This is a genomic window from Liquorilactobacillus mali (genome assembly GCF_001437155.1).
Lineage (GTDB): Bacteria > Bacillota > Bacilli > Lactobacillales > Lactobacillaceae > Liquorilactobacillus > Liquorilactobacillus mali_A.
Genome location: NZ_JQAR01000023.1, coordinates 27,723 through 33,722, shown reverse-complemented (window position 1 = coordinate 33,722; position 6,000 = coordinate 27,723). Strand labels below are relative to the sequence as shown.

Below are 6,000 nucleotides of genomic sequence, written 5' to 3'. Positions count from 1 at the left end.
CCACCGGTGGTAGTTTTTGAAACCACTAACGGAATATTAATAGTAGTCCATTTGGTAACCAAAACTCCCATTATGAACAATCCTAAAACAGTTGCACCTTCTGTTAGTTTAGGTAGGAGATTGCCTGAAATATCCTTAACCAAGGCCAGCCCCCTATCCAATCCAATCTTCAATCCATACCATTTAAGGCCCAAACGTACTCCATTGAAGGCGAAAAAGAAAATTAAAGGGCCAAACCAAGAACCCTGTAATGCTAAAGATGCTCCAAGTGCAGCTAAAATAGGTCTCAAAGTACCCCACATTAATGGATCACCAACTCCAGCCAGAGGCCCCATCAGACCAACTTTTAAACTTTGAATAGTTCCCTCATTAATTTCTTCACCATCTGCACGTCCTTTTTCCATAGCCATCGTGATTCCAACTACCGGGCCACAAAGAGCAGGTGTAACGTTAAAAAAAGCCAAATGTCTCTTTAATGCTGCTACTCTCTCTTCCTTGGTCTTATAAACTCTTTTGATTGTTGGAATCATGTCAACACAGAAGGCCAACCCATGAATCGTTTCGTAGTTGAAAGAAGCTTGCTGAAAATTTTCAAAAATAAATGTCTGAAAAATATCTTTTTTTGTTAATTTGGTATCTTTCTTATTTTCCATAATTAAATCTCCTCTTAATCCTCAAGTTCATCATCAGCCAATGCGTTAAATGAACCAGAATTACTGCTTTCGGCGACAACTTTTGTTTTATTATTAGTAAACTTAGGATTTAATTGAACATAGAGGATTGCAAAAATCAAACCAACTATCCCAAAAGCCAATAAGCTCAGTTTTAAATATCCCCCAAGAACAAAACCTAGATAGAAGAAAGGCATTAAATATTTAACACTCATCATATTCAAAATCATGGCATATCCGACAACTACTATAAATCCACCAGCAACCGTTAATCCACCAGTAACAACTGTTGGAAGGGCATTAAGCATTGCCTTTACCATATCTGGATTAACGAACACTGCAACTAATGTTGTTGGGATAGAAACTCTAAGCGCTTGTACAAATAATGCAGAGAAATGTAAAATCTCTATCATTTTAAAATTAGCATTGTCTGCGGCCTTCACAGCAGCATGCTGAAAAGCAACCGTGATTGTGCGCGCAAAAACCGTTAAAACTTGTCCAGCCGCAGCAACTGGAAGAGCGATTGCAATCCCTTTTGCATTACTTTGTCCACCCACAATTACCAAAATGGTAGCGATTGTACTAGCCAATGCTGAATCTGGTGATTGAGCAGCTCCAATATTCATCCAGCCTAGAGCAATCAGTTCCAACATTCCACCTAAAACAAGTCCCTTCGCAGGATCACCTAAAATAATTCCCATAACACTACAAGCTATTAAGGGACGATGTGTTTGAAACTCATCCAGTACACTGCCACAGCCAACAATTGAAGACCAAATAAAGATTAGAACAATTTGTAATATCGACATAACTTAATTCACCCCTTATACTTTTCAGAGATTTTATCCATAATATTAACGTGTGGATCAGACTCAACAACCTGCAAATCCAAACTTATACCTAATCTATCTAACTGTTTAAAAGCATCAACATCTTGCTGATCAAGAGACACCGACTTTGTAATCTGTTTCTTTCCCTCGCTATATTGCATTCCACCAATATTCAATTTTTTCAGTGGCACACCACCCTGTACTAACTTTAATGCTTCAGAAGGATTAGTAAATAAATAGAAAATTTTGTCATCTTTATATTTAGGATTATTAAAAACAGCAATTGCTTTGGGGACATTTACGATATTAACCTTCATGCCTGGCGGGCATGCTTGTTTTAATAATGTTTTTCTAATTTCATCTTTGTAGACATCTTCATCAACAATGATGATTCGATCTGCTGCTGCTTTTTTCGACCATACAGTTGTCACTTGTCCATGAATAAGCCGATCATCTATTCTTGATAGTGTAATAATCATTCGAATTCCTCCTCTTCATTTTTTTGTTGATTCAAAACTTCACTTAATACTTTGGTATACGATGCACTATTATCTAGGATATAGTTGACTAATTGCGAGGTGTTCATTCCTTCTTTCTGACCTGCAACTTCGAGACAGATTGGTAAAGACATACCTGCAATAACATCTGTTACCTTATTCTGAAGATACAGAGTTGCAGCTGCATTGTAAGGAGTCCCTGAGAATAAGTCAGCAATCACTAAAATTTCCTTTCCCTTATCTAATTTTTGAATGGTATGTTCCAATTTAATAGTTAGTTCCTGAAGACCTTCTTTTGGTAAAAAAGTTACCGGATAAAAATCATCTACTTTGCCAAAAATCATCTCTACCGCCTTTTTCATACTAACAGCAATTTCATGATGTCCTACTAAAATAATGTTCATAGTCGTGTCACCTTCTCATCCTCTCGATTTTCCACCAGCAACATTTGCCGTGATTCCAGTGATGTATCCGGCTTTATCCGACAAAAGAAATGCTACAAAGTTTGCAACTTCACTTAATTTTCCACTCCTTCCTAAGGGGGTTGTCGTAGTACTCTTATAACCCTCACGTAATTTTTCAACTGATATCCCACGTGTATATGCCAAGGATTGCTCATAACTGAGCGTTCTAAGACCTGTAGCTTCCATAATTCCTGGTGCGACACCTACCACACGTATATTATATTTTCCGAGTTCCTTAGCCCAAGAACGACTTAATCCATTAATAGCCGCTTTAGTTCCAGAATAAACACTTTGTCCTTGAGATCCTTCTAGTCCTGCTTCGGAAGACATGTTTACAATCACGCCTTTCCCTCTCTCGGCCAATACTCGACTAACTGCTTGTGACATCAAAAAGACACTTTTAACATTTACTGAGAAAACTTTTTCAAATACCTTCTCGTCAAGTTCATATTTTCCTTTTGGATCATCTAGATCTACAAGTAATCGTGGTAAGTTAATTCCTGCATTATTTACAACGCCATCCAAATCTCCAAAAACTTTGATGGTTTCTTGAACGGCAGCATCTACCTGAACTGGTGAAGTAACATCAGTTTCAACAAAATGAAGACGACTGTTTTCTAATTTACCTTTTTTTAAATCTGCATTAACAACATTGGCACCATTAGCGAGTAGTTCAGTTACAATTGCATTGCCGATTCCAGAAGAACCACCTGTTACAATAAAAGTTTTATTTATTAAGTCTAACCAATCCATAATAAAAGCCTCCAAGTTTTTTAAAGTATCATTTGTGATAAAAATATATTTGCTTTGCAACGCCCTTTATGTTTATAGAATAGTTTCCTCTTCATGAAATGTAAACGCTTTTTTAATTATTTCACATTTGTGATATACTTAATTTGAAAGAAAGGAGCTTATATAATGACTTATTCAAATGCAAAACATATTGAGCGACTAGTACAAGTTTCCGAAATGTACTACACACAAAAGTATTCACAAAATCAAATTTCAGAAAAGCTTCATATTCACAGAACAGAGATTAGCCGTCTTTTAAAGAAAGCACGACAAATTGGAATAGTTAAGATAACTGTTGCTCCGCCTACAAGTCGTACAAATGATGATTTGGCTAATTTTATGTGCCAAAATTTTAATTTAGGCCAAGCAATAATCGTGCCTACAGAAGAAAATAGCGATTATCAAGATGACCTAGAAAGTCTTTCGGTCTACACAAACAATCTTCTCAATGAATTTATTAAAGATAATTGTGTAATAGGATTATCTTGGGGAGAAACAATAAAAAAAGTTAAAAATGTTTCCATTGTGCCTCTAATTGGCAGTCCAATGGGGAAGCTCGAAATCTCATGCCAAGCCCATCATTTAGTTCATCAAATGTGTGATAAAATTCCTAATTCAAAATTATTTTCTCTTGATACTCCAGTTTTTTTAAACTCAGAAAAATTTATGCACGAAATTCTTTCTACAGAAACTAACAGAAACTCTGTTCGCTTGTGGGAAAAGGTAAACATTGCACTTGTGGGCATTGGAAGTGCCAAAATGGTAGATAATTATAATTGGCGAACTTTTTATAAAAAAGAAGATGGAGATGAAGGAATTTATAAAGATTCCATGGTAGGCGATGTACTGTCACAATCCTTTTCCATAGACGGAGACGAATATAGAGAAGTATATCCAAACTTAGTAGGTGCCAGTCTATCTCAGCTACGAAAAATGAATACAGTTATTGGAGTAGCTGTAGGTGAAGGTAAGGCTGAAGCAATTATTGGTGGACTAAGAGCTAATTTATTTGACATCCTTGTCACAACTGATAAGGTAGCAAAAAAAATAAAAAAAATCTCTTTATCACAAATGTGAAAATTCAAAAGAAAGGGTTACCATTTTTTGAACTATTTGCTAGTATTGACTTTGATAAAAGCTATTAGTTTGTAACCCCCCTTATAATCACAAATGTGAAGGAGTCTTTAAATATGAAAAGTACAGGCCTTAGAATTTATGGAAAAGAAGATTTACGAATTGAGGAATTTGAACTTCCAGAAATTAAAGAAGATGAAATATTAGCAACTGTTGTTAGCGATACAATGTGTATGTCTTCCTGGAAACTTGCTAAAGAAGGAGAAGATCACAAAAAAACACCTGAAGATCTCAAAAATAACCCTGCACTAATTGGGCATGAGTTTGCTGGAAAGATTTTAAAAGTCGGGAAAAAATGGCAAGACAAGTTCTCAGCTGGAGAGGACTATGTAGTTCAGCCTAATTTAGCTCGTGACGACACCCCCTTTGTCCCAGGATATTCATATCCGTATATTGGTGGAGATGCAACTGTGATTATTATTCCAAATGAAGTTATGGAATTAAATTGTTTAATACCTTTTAAGGGAAAAGCTTATTATGAAGGATCTCTTTGTGAACCATTAAGTTGTGTCATTGCTGCATTTGATGCACAATTTCACCTCATTCCACATACTTATAATCATGAAATGGGAATTAAAAAAAATGGTAATTTATTATTGCTTGGTGGAACTGGTCCAATGGGTCTATTAGCAATTGACTATGCTATTCATTCTAATGTTAAGCCTAAGACGTTGGTTGTCACAGACATTAATCAAGAGAAACTAGATCGTGCTGAAAAGCTTTATCCTTCTGATGAAGTAAAAATGTTATTTATTAATGTAAATAATCTTTCAATTGAAAAGCAGAAGGAACTTCTTCTAAGCGCTGTTGATAATGAAGGATATGATGATGTTTTTTCGATGATTAGCGTTGCACCAATCGTTACACTTGCCGGAGAATTGCTTCGCGCAGATGGTTGTTTGAACCAATTTGCTGGTCCTGTTAATAAAGACTTTAAAGCTACATTGAATTTTTATGATGTTCATTATAACTTTACACATGTCACTGGAACTTCAGGAGGAAATGCTGAAAATGAAGCCAAAGCTGCAGAAATAATTGCAAGCGGAAAATTAAATGTAGCTAAAGTAATTACACATGTTCTTGGATTAAATGCTGCTGCCGAAACTACTTTAAACCAACCAGAAATTGGTGGTGGAAAAAAGTTAACCTATCCTACTAAAAAATTTGAAAGAATTGAATTAGCCAAAGTTGACCCTACTTCAGAACTTGGGAAAGTATTGGCGAAACATGATGGCCTTTGGTCTCCAGAGGCTGAACAATGGATATTGGAAAATGAGCCAGACATTACAGAATAAAAAAATTTTTAGTATTATATTATTTCGGCATAAATCAACTGAATATTGTAATTAAAACACATTAAAAAACCAGAAAGTTACAGCGAAAACGGCAAAACAGTATTTGCTTATATTCTCGCTTTTACTTCTGGTTTTTTTATTTTTAAGCAACTTGTCTTAGCTTTGTTAATTCCATAAAATACTTTCTTATCGTAAAATGACTTCAATCTTTTTACACATAACTTGAAACAAGTAATCCTTACTTACTCCATATTACGGAAATTACTATAATATAGGATATTCTAAACTCACATCATTACTCTTAAAAATCTCCCACT

General features: G+C 35.3%; 7 protein-coding genes. 2 read left to right on the top strand and 5 right to left on the bottom strand.

The features are described 5' to 3' along the window. From IV36_RS09205 to IV36_RS09185, 5 genes are all read right to left on the bottom strand, one after another. A partial coding sequence (locus tag IV36_RS09205) for a mannose/fructose/sorbose PTS transporter subunit IID (RefSeq protein WP_082623745.1) occupies positions 1 to 653 on the bottom strand: 653 nt, incomplete at its 3' end. 14 nt (positions 654 to 667) lie between these two features. Next, on the bottom strand, positions 668 to 1,480 hold the full coding sequence (locus tag IV36_RS09200) for a PTS mannose/fructose/sorbose transporter subunit IIC (RefSeq protein WP_056991918.1): 813 nt from the start codon (positions 1,478 to 1,480) through the stop codon (positions 668 to 670). 8 nt (positions 1,481 to 1,488) lie between these two features. Next, a complete protein-coding gene (locus IV36_RS09195; RefSeq protein ID WP_056991916.1) occupies positions 1,489 to 1,980 on the bottom strand; it encodes a PTS sugar transporter subunit IIB in 492 nt (163 codons plus the stop codon). Then, positions 1,977 to 2,402 carry a PTS sugar transporter subunit IIA gene (locus tag IV36_RS09190; protein WP_056991914.1) on the bottom strand — a complete coding sequence of 142 codons (426 nt, stop codon included), beginning with the start codon at positions 2,400 to 2,402 and terminating at the stop codon, positions 1,977 to 1,979. The genes IV36_RS09195 and IV36_RS09190 overlap by 4 nt, the downstream gene beginning before the upstream one ends. A 15-nt stretch (positions 2,403 to 2,417) precedes the next feature. Then, a complete protein-coding gene (locus tag IV36_RS09185; RefSeq protein ID WP_187328444.1) occupies positions 2,418 to 3,218 on the bottom strand; it encodes an SDR family oxidoreductase in 801 nt (266 codons plus the stop codon). Positions 3,219 to 3,380: 162 nt separating this feature from the next. On the opposite strand from IV36_RS09185, the gene IV36_RS09180 reads away from it, so the two are divergent. Then, positions 3,381 to 4,331 carry a sugar-binding transcriptional regulator gene (locus IV36_RS09180; protein ID WP_056991910.1) on the top strand — a complete coding sequence of 317 codons (951 nt, stop codon included), beginning with the start codon at positions 3,381 to 3,383 and terminating at the stop codon, positions 4,329 to 4,331. Between the two features lie 113 nt (positions 4,332 to 4,444). Continuing rightward, positions 4,445 to 5,683, top strand: coding sequence for an MDR/zinc-dependent alcohol dehydrogenase-like family protein (locus IV36_RS09175; protein ID WP_056991908.1), 1,239 nt, complete (start codon positions 4,445 to 4,447; stop codon positions 5,681 to 5,683). The last annotated feature ends 317 nt before the right edge of the window (positions 5,684 to 6,000 follow it).